Raw genomic sequence first — 13,636 nt, forward strand, 5'->3', positions numbered from 1 at the left:
AGGAAAAGCGCATCGTCGGTTTGTGTGACAAGTACGAACTAGTCGATTCATGTCACGCAAGAACGTGTGACTACCGGTGCACCCCGGTGCGCGGGCAGTGTCGGGTCAGTGCTCACCGACGCACCGCGCCGGCGATCGCGGATTTTCACCGGAGCAGAGGAGAACGGTTATGAGCCGTGGCTATGCGGCAGTGGACGGCGAGCTGGAAGACGAGCTGAGCCGTGAACTCGAGGCCGAGTTCGAAAACGAACTCGAGGACGAACTGGAAGGCGAATTCGAGGACGAGGACGAGTTCGAAGACGAGCTAGGCGGCCTGGCCCGGGAGCTCGAAGACGAGCTGGAGGACGAGGTCTACGGCGAGTACGAGGACGAAGACGAATTCGAGTCCGAGTTCGAGGCCGTCGTCCGCGAACTCGAGGACGAGTTCGAACTGGAATCCGAGGACGAGGACTTCACGCATCCGGCGCGGCGGGTCTATCCCGACGCCGAGATGATGGCGCAGCTGGCCTTCCAGGCCGAGAACGCCGAGACCGAGGACGAGGCGGAGGCCTTCCTCGGCGCGCTCGCGCCGCTGGCGTTCCAGGCGGCGAAGTGGGCGGCGCCGAAGATCATCAAACACGGTCCGCAGCTGATCCGCGGCGCGGTGAACCTCGGGCGCAAGCTGTGGCGTAATCCGGCGACCCGCCGTGCCGTCCGGCACATCCCGAAGATCATCGGCCGCACCGCCCGCGACGTCGGGCGCCGGTACGCCGACGGCCGCCCGATCAACGCCCGGTACATCACGCGCCGGCTGGTCGGCCACACCGTGAACAGCGCGCAGAACGCGTCCGCGAACCGCCGGAACCAGCAGCAGCGCCGCCGCGGCCGTCCGCAGCAGCGCCGTCGTCCCGCCGCCCGCGGCGGGCGCAGGACACAGCCCCGGGCCCGGGCGGGTGCCGCCCGTCGTGGCAAGGCGCGCGGCCGTGCGCGCCGCCGCTGAGGCGCTGCCCGCGGCATCCGGTGAATCGGCCTCGTCCACCGGGTTCCGGCGGGCGAGGCCGTCCGGGGACGACGAGCTGACGGCTTGGGTGCTGTCCCAGGCCACCAACGTGGAACGGCATCTGGAGGCGCTGCGGCCGTTCCGCTGGTCGGAGTTCGGCGACCCGGCCACCGGCCCGAGCCGGGCGCATCTCGCGGCGGTCAACCGGACGATGGCGACCTTGCGGAAGCCGTTGTACTCGGCGACCCGTGCGGTTCGCCGTGCCGCGGACGAGGCGGTGGCGCGGCCGGAGCGCGCCGAGCTCGCCCGGCTGTTGCGGGCGAAGTCCCGGGCACAGCGCTGGGTCAAGACCACCGAAGGGGTCTGGGACTTCTACCTCGATCTGTTCAACCAACGGCAAGGCGCGTTCGCCCCATGGCTGGTGGCATGCGACCGGGTGGCTCTCGACTGCTACCAGTACGCCTATCTAGGGATCGGGCGCTGGCGGTCGATCCCGACCCCGCCGCCGTTCTGCTACCTGCGCACCGGGTCCGGCCCGGCCACCTCGCGCCGCGGGATCCCCTTGCGGCGGCTGGGGAACCGGCTCAACCCCTTTCCGCTGATCCAGCTTCCGTACCACCGGCTGGTGAATCCGTGGACGCTCGGCGCGGTCCTGCACGAGGTGAGTCACAACCTGCAGAACGATCTAGGCCTCGCCAGGGCGATCCCGCTGCAGGTGGCGGCGAGGCTCGTCGAAGCGAGGGTGCCGAGGGAGGTGACCGGCGTCTGGGTCAGGTGGAATCGGGAGACGTTCGCCGACCTGTCCGCGCTGCTGCTGGGTGGCCCGGCGGTCGTCGGTTCGCTGTTCGACGTCATCGGGCGCACCGAACTCGAAACGACCGGGTTCGCCCCGCGCGCGGTGCACCCGGTGCCGTACCTCCGGGCGAAGATCTCGGTGGAGCTGTTGCGCCGCATGGGTTTCACCCGGCACGCGGAGGCGTATGCGGAGATGTGGCACAAGCTGTACCCGCGGGCGAAGCTGGTGAACGCGCCACCCGCACTGCTGAGGACGGCGGACAAGGCGATCCCCGTGGTGGTGGACGCGATGTGCTTCACCTCTTTTCCCTCGCTCGGGCACCGTCCCCTGGCGAAGGTGCTGCGGTTCGAAGCCAAGGAACAGGCGATGATCGAAGAAGCCGCGGGAAGGCTGGCCGACGGGGTCTCCCCCGGCGTGGTGCCGGAACGGTTCCTGATCGGCGCGGTCCGGTTCGCGCTCGACGAACGGATGGCTCCGCCGAAACGGCTTTTCGGCTTCTTCATGGAAGAGCTCGGCAGGAGGGCGAGATGACGCTCGACACCGAATTCTCCCGGCTGGGCAAGGAAGTGAACCAGGTGGCCGCGTGCTGGCGGGCCCTGGAGATCAGTGTCGCCGAAGACCGGCCCGCCGGCGTCGGGCTGGCCGCGGCGGATCATCTCGCCGAGGTCGTCCTGGACGGCACCGGTGAGGTCGAGGCGGCCACGCGCGCGACACAGGGCACGGTGAGCGCGGAGTCGTTGCACACCACGGCGTCGTCGCTGCTGAACCTGCGGCGGCGGGTGGACGGGCACTGCCGCTCGCACCACGCGGTCTCCGGGCTGCTGCGCGCGGTGCACGGACGGGAACAGGAATGGCGGGGCTGGGCGAAGAGCTTCCACGCCGGGGTGGACCAATGCGCCGCCGCCTTGTCCTCGGCGGAGGACGTGATGGTGCGGTGCTGGCGTGAAGCAGTGGAACTGGCCGAATTCAAGGGATGTGGGGCGACCCGATGACGATCAACGACGACCGCGGCGCGACGTTGCCGCGCGCACAGGACATCGACAGCGCGTATCCGCTGTCGACCGGGCAGTACCCACCGCAGGCGGCGGCCCCCGGCAAACTCGCCGAACAGACGATCAGCGACATGCTCGGCTGGAAGTGGCGTGAAGGCGATACCAAAGGCTTCGTGGCCGCGCTGACCGGCAGTTTCGAACTGAAAGAGGTCCAAGGCCGCACCGAGGCGAAATGGACTCCGCGCGGGTACGCGATCCAGGCCGACCTCGGCGCCGTCACCGGCGGCCAGGCCTCGCTCGCCGCGAGGGCCAGGAGCGCGGTCAAGGACTCGCTGGCACTGCTCGATTCGCTCCGTCCACTGAGGACGGACTCGGATCCCGAGAACGCGGAGGGTTTCCGCGCGCTCGTCCGGCACGACCTCGAACAGATCCGGCAGGAGCTGGAGAGCCCGTTGATCCGCGTGGCGCGGGTCGATCAGCTCTTCCTGCTGCTGCTGGGCAACGGCGGGCTCGCGGTCGGCGCCGGAGACCGTACGCAAGGACACCTCGGCCAGCTGCGGGACGAGCTCGGCCTGGTCTCGGGCAAGGTCAACACGATCGAAGAGGAACGGATCCAGACCTCCTTCATCACGCTGACGGATTGGGTGGTCTCGTTGTTCAGGGGCTGGCAGGACGCACGCGACAAGATCGACCCGTTCTCGCAGCCGGCCGGTGGCCAGCCGTTCTTCGGTCCGGCCGTGGTCGCGCTCTCGCGGCTGTTGTCCGCGACCGCGTCGCAGGTCGACGAGGTCGTCGCGATGCTGCGGTCGGTGTTCGTCCAGCAGGAGGACCTCGAGGTGCTCCGCGTCCCCGATCCGCAGGGCGGGACCATGTCGCTCGGCGGGCTGCTGCGCTGGATCCGCGAGTTCGCCACCTTCGAGGGCGGCAAGCTCATCGAGTCGGCGGGCAAGGAAGGCGTCGGCACGTCGTTCCTGCAGATCGCGACGCGGTTGCAGCGGATCGTGGCGAACCTTCCCCGGCAGAGCACCGGCGGTTCCAACGGCGACGTGCCGGGCAACTTCCGCGCGTCGCTTCCCCCGGGGTTCTTCAGCTCCCGTGTGCAGCGGGCCATCGACGAACTCGACGACCACCTCCAGGAGGTCGTCCGGATCGCCGAGCCGATCGGGCGGGACGGTTCGCCGTCGTCGTCCGACCCGAACCCGCCCGCGCCGCCCACCCCGCAGCTCACGCCGCCGCCCGGCCGGACGCCGCCGGTGCCTTCGGTCGCCGAACTCCGTGAGGGGCACGGCGCCGGAGAAGGCCAGGCACCACCCGAGGCGGAGGAACCGCCGAAACCCAGGACCACGCGCAAGCGGCCCGGGCAGTAGCCGGACCCGTACGGGAGGAAGACGATGGGCACGGAAAAGGAATACCGGGAACTCTTCGACCGGGTCGCGGCCTTGCGCGGCCAGGTCGCCGGGAAGCTCGCGAACGAACTGGGCAGCGATCCGAAACTCGGCGACGCGGTCCTCAAACAGCTCGACGACATGCTCACCGCCGTCGAGGCCGAACAGCGGGGCAAACCGGGGCCGGCGGACGGCGGGATCGCGCAGCTCGTCGGGCTGGGCGACGGTTCGGCCGCGGACCTCGGCGCGACGGCGATGCCACCGGGTGTCGACGCCTACGACGAGACCGTCGCCTCGGAACGGGTCATCGCGGTCGGCGATCTGTACTACCTGTACCAGCACGAACGGATCGGTGTGTTCCGCGTGGTGCAGAAGCTGCAGGAGCTGTTCCAGGGTGGCGCCATCCGGCTTTCGGACGGCCCCGGCGCGTTCGGGCTGTACCGGTTCGACCGGCGCGACGTCCTGCGCTACACCCGGCGGGATCGCGTCAGCGCGTACCGGCGTGTGCTGGGCTACGGCAAGGGGCTCGGCTCGGCGAACTCGCGGCCGAACACCGATTTCCACCAGCTGTTCACCCAGTTCAGCAACCAGGTCGCCTTGTTCTGGCGGGACAAGCGGATCTCCGACGTCGTCCGCGAACGCGCGTACGACCCGAGTTTCGGCAGTGTGGCGGTCGTCCGGCGCAGCGGTCTCGACCTGCGGAACAACCTGAAGTTCACTTCGTACGGTCACCTGAACGTACTGCGGGTCGAGGTCATGCAGCTGCTGACCGAGGCGTTCAAGATCCTCGGTTCGGAGGACGTGCTGGACCTCTTCGGCGCGGCCAACGCGTGGGACACCGTGGACGAGGTGCTGATCCGCTACTTCGACCAGCGGCTGGTGTCCTCACCACGGCAGCGGATGGCGGTCACCGGACGTCAGGTGCTGCGGTGGCTCGCGGCGCCGCACATCCTCGAGACCACCCGGTCGGAGTTCGAGGCGCTGCTGCTCGAAATCGCGGAGCCCGCCGAAGAGTGGCTGACCTCGGCGCAGTCCCTGCGGCTGGCCGACCGGACGAACTCGCGCGAGGTACTGCCGGTCGACCGCCACCGGCCCGCCGGGGTCGCGGTGTCCCGTGAACCGCGTCCGGTCACCCCGCGCCGGAACGGTCACCGCCCCGGCACCGTGATCACCCTGGACCGCAAGTAGCCACAGGCTGGGAACGATGGTCACGGGGTGGGACGCGAGGTAGCGTCGGGCGCGATGAGTGAACGCACCTGGGGCTTCCGCACCCGCGCCCTGCACGCGGGCGGGACGCCCGACCCGGCGACCGGCGCCCGCGCCGTGCCCATCTACCAGACCACGAGCTTCGTCTTCGAGGACGCGGCCGACGCGGCGAACCTGTTCGCGCTGCAGAAATACGGCAACATCTACAGCCGCATCGGCAACCCGACGGTCGCGGCCTTTGAGGAGCGTTTGGCCAGCCTCGAAGGCGCGATCGGCGGGGTCGCGACCGGCAGTGGTCAGGCGGCGGAGTTCCTGACGTTCTCCGCCCTCGCCGAGGCGGGCGACCACATCGTCTCGGCGGGCGGGCTCTACGGCGGCACGGTCACGCAACTCACCGGGACGCTGCGCCGCTTCGGTATCGAGACCACCTTCGTCGGCGGAGACGGCATCCAGGACTACGCGGCCGCGATCACCGACCGGACGAAGCTGATCTTCACCGAGGTCATCGGCAATCCCGGCGGAGGGATCGCCGACATCGCCGGTCTGGCGGAACTCGCGCACGCGCACGACATCCCGCTGGTCGTCGACGCCACCTTGGCGACGCCGTACCTGTGCCGCCCGATCGAACACGGCGCGGACATCGTGCTGCATTCGGCGACGAAGTTCCTCGGCGGGCACGGGACCACGCTGGGCGGGGTGGTCGTCGAGTCCGGGAAGTTCGACTGGGGCAACGGGAAGTTCCCGAGGATGACAGAGACCGTCGAGAGCTACGGCGGCCTGAAGTACTGGGAGAACTTCGGCGAGTACGCCTTCTGCACCCGGCTTCGCGCCGAGCAGTTGCGCGACATCGGCGCCGTCCTCTCGCCGCACTCGGCCTTCCTGCTGCTACAAGGGGTCGAGACGCTGCCGCAGCGGATGGACGCCCACGTCGCCAACGCGCGAGCCGTCGCGGAGTACCTCGCGAACGACAGCCGGGTGGCCTGGGTGAACTACGCGGGCCTGCCGGACCACCCACACCACGATCGCGCGAAGAAGTACCTGCCGGCCGGGCCGGGTGCCGTGTTCTCCTTCGGCGTCGACGGCGGCCGCGCTGCCGGGGAAACGTTCGTGAACTCGGTCGAGCTGCTGTCGCATCTGGCGAACGTCGGGGACGCGCGGACGCTGGTCATCCATCCGGCGTCCACCACCCATCAGCAGCTCTCCGAAGACCAGTTGCGTTCGGCCGGGGTGGGTGCGGACCTGATCCGCCTGTCGGTCGGGCTGGAGGACGTCGACGACATCCTGTGGGATCTCGATCAGGCACTCGGCAAGGCGGTGGCGGGATGAGCTACGACGTCGGCGCCGTCGAGAGGCGCCGCATCCTCGCTCGGACGAGGTCGGTGACCATCGTCGGTGCCTCGAACAACCCCGCGCGGCCGAGCTACTTCGTGGCGACGTACCTGCTCTCCTCCAGCAAGTACGAGGTCAACTTCGTGAACCCGCGGCTGGACGAACTCCTCGGGCGGCCGGTGTACCCGTCGCTGGCCGACGTGCCCGGTGAGGCCGACCTGGTCAGCGTGTTCCGCAAACACGACGACCTCCCCGGCGTGGCCGAGGAGGTCGTCAAGGCCGGAGCGCGCACGCTCTGGCTTCAGCTGGGCCTGTGGCACGAGCCCGTCGCCGACCTCGCCAAGGAGGCGAGGCTGGACGTGGTGATGAACCGCTGCGTGAAGATCGAGCACGCCCGGTTCGCCGGTGGGCTCCACCTCGCCGGGTTCAACACCGGCGTGATCAGTTCGCGTCGCCAGTCCGCCCCCTGACCAGGGTCTGCCCCGGCCCGTGAGAGGGTGGCGGCATGGCCAAACCGACGCCGCTGCAGATCAGGAACATCGTCATGGCACTGCTCATGGCGGGTGCCCTGGTGTGGAACCTGTCCATCGGCGGCGCTTGGTGGCTCACCGCGATCTTCTCGGTCGGCATCGTCCTCTCGTTGTTCTCCGCGTACCTGAACCGGCGCGACGCTCAGTCCTGAGCCGCCTCGAAACGCGAAGCGATGTCGGCGCGGCCACGCTCCGAAAGCGCGCCGAAGAGGCGTAGGCGTGCCATCCCGCCGTCGGGATAGATGTCGAGACGGACTTCGGTCACCTCGGGGCCGGCGGCGAGGGCGAACCGGTGCCGCGTGTCCGGCTGCAACCGCGTCTTGGGCAGCAGCTCGACCCATTCGCCGTCGCCGTCCCGGCCGCTCAGCGACGCCCAGCCCGGCGCGTTCCCCTTGAGGTTGCTGTTGTCGAACTCGGCGAACCGGACGACGCCCGTGCCGGCGAGCCGCACCGTGACCCAGTCGTTCCCGTCGTCCCGGCGCCGCGCGGTCTCCCAGCCCTCGGCCTGATGCGCGGCGAGGCCCGGCGAGAAGAGGTTGTTGGGCGAGGAATAGAACATGTTGCTGCACCCGGTGACCACCGCGCCGTTCTCCAGCGCGGCCAGGTCGAGCGCGCCGAGGTCGAGCAGGCGCGGGTCCGGGATCGGCGTGCCGTGCACGCGCAGCCGGGCCACGCCGCCGTCCGGATGCATGGTCAGCCGGACGTGCGTGTAGCGCTTGCTCCCGCCGATCTCGAAGAAGTTCTCCGTGTGCCCCGCCGCCGCGCCGCGTTTCACCAGCACGTCCCAGTCCGCTTCGGCCACTTCGGCCGCGCTGGGATAACCGTCGACGGCGCACGCCTCGACCGAGACGAACGGCGGGTAGTTGCCCTTGAAGAACGCGGTGTCCACGATGACGCCGGTGATCGCGCCCGCCAGGCCGAGCCGGATCACGGCCTGGTCGTCGCCGGGTTCGCGATGCCGCCGGGTCTCCCAGCCGTCGTAGACCTGGCCCTTGGGGCCGAAGGTCTCCGTCTGATGCGCCGGTACCCAGGGGTTGACCAGGTTCTCCTTCTCGGCGAACAACTCGTCCGTCGCCCACATCACGGTCCCGCCGAACTTGCGCGAGGCCAGGTCGGGCAGGGCTGTCCACTCAGGACGGTCGTTCACGGCATCCTCCATCTCAGCAATCACCCCGGGTCAGCAGAACGCCTGCCGGGTCTTCACCGGTGATCTCCTCGCCCCGCAACCACGTGCTCCGGACGACACCGGCCAGCGGCCGTCCGTGGTAGGCGCTGACCGGGTTGCGGTGCTTCAATTTCGCGACGTCGACGACGAAAGCCTCGTCGGGTGCGAACACGCTGAAGTCGGCGTCGTAGCCCGGCGCGAGATGCCCCTTGCGGCGCATCCCCGCCTGCGCGGCCGGATGTTCGGCCATCCAGCGGACGACGTCGGTGAGGGCGAAGCCGCGCTGCCGCGCCTGGGTCCAGACGGCGGGCAGGCCCAGTTGCAGACCGGCGATCCCGCCCCAGGCGAGCCCGAAATCGCCGCTGTCGAAGCGTTTCAGCTCGGGGGTGCACGGCGAATGGTCGGTCACCACGCAGTCGATGACGCCATCCGCGAGGCCCTTCCACAGCAGCTCGCGGTTCCCGGCCTCGCGGATCGGCGGGCAGCATTTGAACTGCGTGGCGCCGTCGCCGATCTCCTCCGCGGTGAAGCTCAGGTAGTGCGGGCAGGTCTCGGCGGTCAGCCGGACGCCGTCGCGCCGCGCGCTCTCGACCATCGGCAACGCGTCCGAAGAGGACAGATGCAGGATGTGCGCGCGGACGCCGGTCTTCCTCGCCAGCTCGATGACCTGCGCGATCGCCACGTTCTCCGCGCCGCGCGGCCGCGAGTGCAGGAAGTCTTCGTATTTCTCGCCGTGCGGGTCGGGCGCGTGATCGATCGCGTCGGAGTCCTCCGCGTGCACGATGATCATGCCGTCGAAGGTCCGCAGTTCGGTCATCGCCTCTTCGAGCCCGCGCGCGTCCAGCGGCGGGAACTCATCGACGCCGGAATGCAGCAGGAAGGATTTGAAGCCGAAGACGCCTGCCTCGTGCAAACCGCGCAGATCCGCGAGGTTGCCGGGGATCGCGCCGCCCCAGAACCCGACGTCGACGTGCACCTTGCCCTCGGCGGTCTTGCGCTTCACCTCCAGCGACGCGACGTCGACCGTCGGCGGCAGGCTGTTCAGCGGCATGTCCACGATCGTGGTGACGCCGCCCGCCGCGGCCGCGCGGGTCGCCGAGGCGAACCCCTCCCATTCGGTGCGGCCCGGGTCGTTGACGTGCACGTGCGTATCGACGAGCCCCGGCAGCAGGACGACGTCCTCGCCGAGTTCGAGTACCCGATCGCCGTCCAGATCGGCTCCGGCGGGTTCCACCGCGACGATGCGGCCGCCGTCGACGCCGATGGTCGCGGGTACCTCTCCGGCGGCCGTCACGGCTCGGGCGGCTTTGATCACCAAGTCCATCTAAAAGCCTCCAACTTCCACTGAGTGGAATCGAGGTTTCGCACTCCGACATTAACTCCGGTCATCCTGCTCGTCAACGAGCCCAAGCGGCGCTACCTTCGCTTCGTGCAGTTAGAAGCCGAGTTCACCAGCGAACCGTTCCACGGCGAGGGGCCACCACCCGAGCACGCCGTCAAAGCCCGCGACACCGCGGAAGGCGCGGGTCTGTCCGCCGACTTCGGCCCGCTAGGCACCCTCGTCCGCGGCGACGCCGACGCCCTCCTCGACGCGCTTCCCGCCATCGCCAGGGCGGCGCTGGACGGCGGCGCGACGCGCGTGACCCTCCAGCTCCGGCAGGTCGGCGACGACACGAGCGAGCCTGCCGTCGAACTGCACAGCGCGCTGGCCCGCCTCATCGGCGACGTCGAACGCGAACTCGGCGGGAAACTCGACACCCTCGACCGCGCCGCCAAGCAGCGCGCGGTGCGACTGCTCAAGGAACGCGGCGCGTTCGGCCTCCGCAAGTCGGTGTCGACCGTCGCCGAGGCACTGGGGGTCACGAGGTTCACGGTCTACAACTACCTCAACCGCGACCAAGACTGAAGAGTCGTTTCAACAAAATGTTGACGACGGCGGAAGCGTCGCCGTACCGTCAGTTCCCGTGCCGCTCACCATTCGAGAGTTCAACCAGGCTCCCGCACAGGACGTCCGGCCGGCGCTGACCGCCTGCCTCGACGTCCCGCGCTGGGTGGAAACCCTGCTGGCCAGGCGTCCGTACGCCGATCTCGCCGCGCTGCTCGCCGCGTCCGAAACGCTCACCCCGTTGCGCCCCGAAGAGGTCCGGCGCGCCATGGCGGCCCATCCCCGGATCGGGGAGAAAGCCGGCGGCCAGAGCACCGAAGCGGGCTGGTCGCGCTCCGAACAGTCCGGTGTGGACGGTGCCGCGGCACGCGAGTTCGCCGCGGCCAACGCCGAGTACGAAGCGACGTTCGGTCATGTCTTCCTGGTCTGCGCGAGCGGCCGGAGCGGCGCCGAGCTGCTGGAGAACCTCCGTTCGAGGCTTTCGAACGACCCCGAGAAGGAACTCGAAGTGGCCGGTCAAGAGCTGGCCAAGATCGCCGCGCTGCGGCTGGAGAAGGCGGTGACGGCATGAGCCTCGTGACCACGCACATCCTCGACACCGCCGCGGGACGCCCCGCCGCGGACGTCGGCGTCCGGCTCGAAACCGGCGCGGGTGATCCCGTCGCCGAAGGCCGGACCGACGCCGACGGCCGCATCCGCGACCTCGGCCCGGACACCCTGGAACCCGGGGTGTACCGGCTGATCTTCGACACCGGCGCCTACCTCGGGCCGGACTCCTTCTTCCCCGAAGTCACCTTGACCTTCCGCATCGCCGACGGGACCGAGCACCACCACGTGCCGTTGCTGCTGAGCCCGTTCGCCTATTCCACCTATCGAGGGAGCTGATCGCCCGTGGCCATCACCCTGGGCCCCAACCAGTACGGCAAGGCCGAAGTCCGGCTCGTCACCGTTCAGCGCGAAGGCACCGTCCACCACCTCAAGGACCTCACCGTTTCGACGTCGCTTCGCGGCGACCTAGCGGCGACGCACCTCACCGGCGACAACGCCGACGTCGTCGCGACCGACACGCAGAAGAACACCGTCTACGCCTTCGCCAAGGAAGCCCCTGTCGGCGAGATCGAGGACTTCGCGCTGCGGCTCGGACGCCACTTCGTGGGCTCGTTCGAGCACATCACCGGCGCCCGGATCCTCATCGACGAACACGGCTGGAACCGCATCTCGGGCCACGACCACGCGTTCTCCCAAGCGGGCAGCGAAAAGCGGACGACCGCCGTGACCGTCCAGGGTGACCAGGCCTGGGTGGTGTCCGGTTTGGACGATCTCGTGGTGCTCAAGTCGACCGGCTCGGAGTTCCACGGCTTCCCCCGCGACGAGTACACGACGCTCGCCGAGACGAACGACCGGATCCTCGCCACCGCCGTGACCGCGCGCTGGCGCTACCAGGGCGACGGGATCGACTGGGCCACGAGCCACGCGGAGGTCCGGCGGATCATGCTGGAGACCTTCGCGGACAAGCACAGCCTCTCCCTGCAGCAGACGCTGTACGCCATGGGAGAGGCTGTGCTCAAGGAACGCGAAGAAGTCGCCGAAGTCCGGCTCTCACTGCCGAACAAGCACCACTTCCTGGTGGACCTGTCACCCTTCGGGCTGAAGAACGACAACGAGGTCTTCTACGCCGCCGACCGCCCGTACGGCCTGATCGAGGGTGTCGTCCTCCGAGACGACGCCGAGGACGCCGGTCTCGCCTGGCACACCCTCGCCGCCTTCTAGGGCACCGGCAGCGGCATCCCGGGGACGCTCTGGTCGGTGGGGACCACCCCGTCGACCAGGTAGGCGTCCACGATCTCGTCCAGCTTGGGGTTCCCGTCGGCGTAGAGCCCGTGGTCACCCTCACCGGTCACGGTCAGCATCCGCGAGTTCGCGAACCCGGCGTGCGCCTTCCTGGCGCCCTCGATCGCCGTGGCCGGGTCGTGCTCGGAGTGCACGATCAGCACCGGCGGGACCCCCTTGCCGTCCATCTTCGGCAGCGGACGGGGTTCCTTGTCCCAGAACAGGCAGACCGAGGCGTTCAGCGTGCCGCCACCCGCCAGGAGCAGACCGCGGTCCAGGTTCCGCTGCGAAGCGCGGATCAGCGACTCGCGGGTGCCGATGAAACGTCCCTCACCGCAGAGGGTGTTCCAGAAGGTGGCGTCCTGCGCGTCGGGGTGGTCACCCGCCGCCTCGACGGCGGCCTTGGCCTCGGCCTTCGCCTGCGGGTTCTCCATCGCGCCCCGGACCTTGACCAGCAGTTCGGCCAGCGCCGGGAAGGTCGCCTTCTTGTAGAGCATGTAGACGATGGCGGTGTCGAGCTCCATCGGCCCCTTCCCGTCCATCGGGTTGCGGGACAAGGCATAGCGGACCCGCTCGTAGGTCTGCCGGACCTCTTCGCCGTTGGTGCCGAAGTGGTACTCGGCGTCGTACCGCGCCATCCACGGCAGGAAGTCCTGCCGCCAGCGCCGTTCGAAACCGACCGGCTGCCGGTCGAACGTCTTCTGCCAGTCCGTGGTGAACTCCGTCGCGGAGTCCAGCACGAACCGCCCGGTCCGCTGCGGGAACTGCTGCGCGTAATGCGCCCCCAGCCAGGTGCCGCCCGAGTAACCGACCCAGTTGATCTTCTCCCGGCCGAGCAGCGTCCGGAGCAGATCGAAATCCCGGATCGTCTGATACGTGGTGATCAGCGGCCCGAGTTCGCCGCCGGCGCTCTGGCAGGACTTCGCCACGTACTCGGCGTTGGCCAGGATCTGGTTCAGATTGCGCGGGTCACGATCGCGCGGATCCAGCTGCCGGATGAGGTCGGCCGTGCCCCGGCAGGTGACGTTCGTGCTCTTGCCGGTCCCGCGCACGTCGATGCCGATGATGTCCTGGTGCTCGCGCAGTTTCTCCTGTCCGCGGAAGGTCACCGGGAACCAGCGCCCGGGACCGCCCGGCCCACCCGGGTTGGTGAGCAGCGAGGCCGTCGAAGTCCCGGTGGACTTCAGCCTGCTGACCGCGATGGTCAGGTCCTGCCGCTCGCCCGCGCGATCCCAGTCGCGAGGAGTGCGGAATGTCGCGCATTCGAGCCCGCTGATATCGGTGCCCGGCGGCAACGTGACCAGTTCCTCCACCGCGCAAGGATGCCAATCCAGCTTCTGGTCGGCGTAGTGCGCCGGGACGCCCGCCGAAGCCGTGCCTGCCCCGGCGAGCAACCCGCCCACGATCACCGGGAGCAACCCGACGGCCAAGAGCCGCTTCATGTTCTTCCCCCTTCTTCCTTGGATTCCCAACGGCTCCAGACGCTAGGGCCGGGCACACCACGCGAACATCGACCGCAGGTAGCGCCGGAAGGTGAAC

General features: G+C 69.3%; 15 protein-coding genes. 12 read left to right on the forward strand and 3 right to left on the reverse strand.

Features of this window, described 5'->3' with window-relative positions:
• Positions 1-169 precede the first annotated feature (169 nt).
• The 8 genes from AVR91_RS43520 to AVR91_RS43325 are packed head-to-tail and all read left to right on the forward strand — an operon-like array spanning position 170 to position 7,369.
• The gene (locus AVR91_RS43520) at positions 170-979 is read left to right on the forward strand and encodes a hypothetical protein (RefSeq protein WP_063273013.1); all 810 of its coding nucleotides are present in this window, start codon (positions 170-172) and stop codon (positions 977-979) included.
• Complete coding sequence (locus AVR91_RS09125) at positions 963-2,306, forward strand: hypothetical protein (RefSeq protein WP_063273035.1); 1,344 nt, start codon at positions 963-965, stop codon at positions 2,304-2,306. Before AVR91_RS43520 ends, AVR91_RS09125 begins: the two co-directional genes overlap by 17 nt.
• The gene (locus tag AVR91_RS09130; RefSeq protein ID WP_063273014.1) at positions 2,303-2,767 is read left to right on the forward strand and encodes a hypothetical protein; all 465 of its coding nucleotides are present in this window, start codon (positions 2,303-2,305) and stop codon (positions 2,765-2,767) included. Before AVR91_RS09125 ends, AVR91_RS09130 begins: the two co-directional genes overlap by 4 nt.
• The gene (locus AVR91_RS09135; RefSeq protein WP_063273036.1) at positions 2,764-4,134 is read left to right on the forward strand and encodes a hypothetical protein; all 1,371 of its coding nucleotides are present in this window, start codon (positions 2,764-2,766) and stop codon (positions 4,132-4,134) included. Before AVR91_RS09130 ends, AVR91_RS09135 begins: the two co-directional genes overlap by 4 nt.
• Before the next feature lie 24 nt (positions 4,135-4,158).
• A complete protein-coding gene (locus tag AVR91_RS09140; RefSeq protein WP_037342298.1) occupies positions 4,159-5,340 on the forward strand; it encodes a hypothetical protein in 1,182 nt (393 codons plus the stop codon).
• Positions 5,341-5,394: 54 nt separating this feature from the next.
• A complete protein-coding gene (locus tag AVR91_RS09145) occupies positions 5,395-6,684 on the forward strand; it encodes an O-acetylhomoserine aminocarboxypropyltransferase/cysteine synthase family protein (protein ID WP_063273015.1) in 1,290 nt (429 codons plus the stop codon).
• Positions 6,681-7,157, forward strand: coding sequence for a CoA-binding protein (locus AVR91_RS09150; protein ID WP_063273016.1), 477 nt, complete (start codon positions 6,681-6,683; stop codon positions 7,155-7,157). Before AVR91_RS09145 ends, AVR91_RS09150 begins: the two co-directional genes overlap by 4 nt.
• A gap of 35 nt (positions 7,158-7,192) precedes the next feature.
• Positions 7,193-7,369, forward strand: coding sequence for a hypothetical protein (locus tag AVR91_RS43325; RefSeq protein WP_167337779.1), 177 nt, complete (start codon positions 7,193-7,195; stop codon positions 7,367-7,369).
• Here AVR91_RS43325 and alc read toward each other — a convergent pair.
• Positions 7,360-8,376 carry an allantoicase gene (alc, locus tag AVR91_RS09155; protein ID WP_063273017.1) on the reverse strand — a complete coding sequence of 339 codons (1,017 nt, stop codon included), beginning with the start codon at positions 8,374-8,376 and terminating at the stop codon, positions 7,360-7,362. The two genes, AVR91_RS43325 and alc, sit on opposite strands and share 10 nt — an antisense overlap.
• A gap of 1 nt (position 8,377) precedes the next feature.
• Positions 8,378-9,706, reverse strand: a complete 1,329-nt coding sequence (allB, locus tag AVR91_RS09160) for an allantoinase AllB (protein WP_063273018.1) — start codon at positions 9,704-9,706, stop codon at positions 8,378-8,380.
• Between the two features lie 105 nt (positions 9,707-9,811).
• Between allB and AVR91_RS09165 the strand changes: the two genes are divergently transcribed.
• Genes AVR91_RS09165 through pucL form a run of 4 tightly spaced genes read left to right on the forward strand, consistent with a single transcriptional unit; the run spans position 9,812 to position 12,037 of the window.
• Complete coding sequence (locus AVR91_RS09165; RefSeq protein ID WP_063273019.1) at positions 9,812-10,288, forward strand: helix-turn-helix domain-containing protein; 477 nt, start codon at positions 9,812-9,814, stop codon at positions 10,286-10,288.
• A gap of 58 nt (positions 10,289-10,346) precedes the next feature.
• Positions 10,347-10,838 (forward strand): 2-oxo-4-hydroxy-4-carboxy-5-ureidoimidazoline decarboxylase, encoded by a 492-nt coding sequence (uraD, locus tag AVR91_RS09170; RefSeq protein WP_063273020.1) that lies wholly within the window; start codon positions 10,347-10,349, stop codon positions 10,836-10,838.
• Positions 10,835-11,152, forward strand: a complete 318-nt coding sequence (uraH, locus tag AVR91_RS09175; RefSeq protein ID WP_063273021.1) for a hydroxyisourate hydrolase — start codon at positions 10,835-10,837, stop codon at positions 11,150-11,152. Before uraD ends, uraH begins: the two co-directional genes overlap by 4 nt.
• A 6-nt stretch (positions 11,153-11,158) precedes the next feature.
• Positions 11,159-12,037, forward strand: coding sequence for a factor-independent urate hydroxylase (pucL, locus tag AVR91_RS09180; RefSeq protein WP_016336257.1), 879 nt, complete (start codon positions 11,159-11,161; stop codon positions 12,035-12,037).
• On the opposite strand, the gene AVR91_RS09185 is transcribed toward pucL, so the two are convergent.
• Positions 12,034-13,539 carry an alpha/beta hydrolase gene (locus tag AVR91_RS09185; protein ID WP_063273022.1) on the reverse strand — a complete coding sequence of 502 codons (1,506 nt, stop codon included), beginning with the start codon at positions 13,537-13,539 and terminating at the stop codon, positions 12,034-12,036. The genes pucL and AVR91_RS09185 overlap by 4 nt on opposite strands.
• Positions 13,540-13,636: the final 97 nt, after the last annotated feature.

Origin of the sequence: Amycolatopsis keratiniphila subsp. keratiniphila, from assembly GCF_001620365.2 — a bacterium.
GTDB classification, from domain to species: domain Bacteria; phylum Actinomycetota; class Actinomycetes; order Mycobacteriales; family Pseudonocardiaceae; genus Amycolatopsis; species Amycolatopsis keratiniphila.

Coding starts and splice junctions, on each gene's coding strand:
- AVR91_RS43520 (WP_063273013.1), top strand. CDS start 170: ATGAGCCGTGGCTATGCGGCAGTGGACGGCGAGCTGGAAGACGAGCTG.
- AVR91_RS09130 (WP_063273014.1), top strand. CDS start 2,303: ATGACGCTCGACACCGAATTCTCCCGGCTGGGCAAGGAAGTGAACCAG.
- AVR91_RS09135 (WP_063273036.1), top strand. CDS start 2,764: ATGACGATCAACGACGACCGCGGCGCGACGTTGCCGCGCGCACAGGAC.
- AVR91_RS09140 (WP_037342298.1), top strand. CDS start 4,159: ATGGGCACGGAAAAGGAATACCGGGAACTCTTCGACCGGGTCGCGGCC.
- AVR91_RS09145 (WP_063273015.1), top strand. CDS start 5,395: ATGAGTGAACGCACCTGGGGCTTCCGCACCCGCGCCCTGCACGCGGGC.
- AVR91_RS09150 (WP_063273016.1), top strand. CDS start 6,681: ATGAGCTACGACGTCGGCGCCGTCGAGAGGCGCCGCATCCTCGCTCGG.
- AVR91_RS43325 (WP_167337779.1), top strand. CDS start 7,193: ATGGCCAAACCGACGCCGCTGCAGATCAGGAACATCGTCATGGCACTG.
- alc (WP_063273017.1), bottom strand. CDS start 8,376: ATGGAGGATGCCGTGAACGACCGTCCTGAGTGGACAGCCCTGCCCGAC.
- allB (WP_063273018.1), bottom strand. CDS start 9,706: ATGGACTTGGTGATCAAAGCCGCCCGAGCCGTGACGGCCGCCGGAGAG.
- uraH (WP_063273021.1), top strand. CDS start 10,835: ATGAGCCTCGTGACCACGCACATCCTCGACACCGCCGCGGGACGCCCC.
- AVR91_RS09185 (WP_063273022.1), bottom strand. CDS start 13,539: ATGAAGCGGCTCTTGGCCGTCGGGTTGCTCCCGGTGATCGTGGGCGGG.